Genomic DNA, 1082 nt, shown 5'->3' with positions numbered 1-1082 from the left:
GCATCTGCGACAGGATGGCCGCACCCTGGGTGCGGGCTTCCTCGCGGATGCGAGCGGCCTCGAGGCGAGCCTCGGCCAGCTGCTCCTGGTACTGCTGCAGGGTGGCCTGCGCCTCGGCCTGCACGGCCTCGGCCTTGGCGATACCGCCCTCGATCTTCTGCGAACGCTCATCCAGCACCTGGGTCAGGCGCGGGACGACGTACTTGGCGAAGACGAAGGCGATAACGATGAAGACGACCGCAGACCAGAAGATGTCGTACGGCTCGGGGATGAGGGGGTTGACGTCGTCGGACCCCTCAGCCGCAAGCAGATAGGTGCTGTTCATCGTTGATTCCTAGTCTTTGGCCGGAATCAGAAAATGAAGCCGGCGACGAGACCGATCAGCGCCAGGGCCTCGGTGAACGCGATACCCAGGAACATGTTGGTCCGGATGGTGCCCTGCAGCTCGGGCTGACGGGCGATGCCCTCGATGGCCTTACCGACGACGATGCCGACGCCGATGCCCGGGCCGATGGCGGCCAGGCCGTAACCGACCGCGCCGAGACCCTTGAACTTCTGCTCGGCAGCTTCCTGGGCCAGGTACGAGAGGGTGCTCATCTGATTTATTTCCCTTTCTGTCGCCCACCCGCCGAGGCGGCGTGTGTGGCAGGTTTATGGAGTTGGTGCGGTCGGTCAGTGAGAGTCGGCGTGCTGCGCCAGACCGATGTAGACAGCGGTCAGCAGCGCGAACACGTACGCCTGCAGGAAGACCACCAGCAGCTCGAAGAGGGTGAAGCCGAAGCCCGCGAGCAGCGAGAACGGCGAGAACACCTTCATCCAGGAGGCGGCATCGAACAGGAAGAACTGGGTGGCACTGAAGAACAGCACCAACATGATGTGGCCTGCCAGCATGTTCGCCATGAGACGGACGGTGAGCGTGAACGGGCGCAACACGAAGGTCGAGATGAACTCGATGGGGATCAGCAGCACGTGCAGCGCGGCCGGCACATTCGGCACCACGATGGACGAGCGCATGTATTTCAGGAAGCCGTACTTCTTGATGCCCACGTAGTTGAAGGTGACGTAGGCGACGACAGCCAGCA

The 1082-nt window shown here is 62.9% G+C and carries 2 protein-coding genes and 1 pseudogene; all 3 read right to left on the bottom strand.

The genetic code is table 11. From position 1 onward, the window contains the following. Nucleotides 1–325, bottom strand: a pseudogene (locus tag ACIRS4_RS38760) (F0F1 ATP synthase subunit B); the annotation flags it as partial. A gap of 26 nt (nucleotides 326–351) precedes the next feature. After that, nucleotides 352–597: an ATP synthase F0 subunit C gene (locus ACIRS4_RS38755; protein ID WP_404205058.1), complete on the bottom strand. Its 246-nt coding sequence runs from the start codon at nucleotides 595–597 to the stop codon at nucleotides 352–354. 75 nt (nucleotides 598–672) lie between these two features. Further along, the coding region (locus ACIRS4_RS38750; RefSeq protein ID WP_404205056.1) for a F0F1 ATP synthase subunit A at nucleotides 673–1082 on the bottom strand (410 nt) is incomplete at its 5' end.

Origin of the sequence: Streptomyces sp. NPDC101166, from assembly GCF_044768125.1 — a bacterium.
GTDB lineage: Bacteria > Actinomycetota > Actinomycetes > Streptomycetales > Streptomycetaceae > Streptomyces.
Note: the sequence above shows the minus strand (reverse complement) of the source record. Positions and strands in the feature narration are given on the sequence as shown.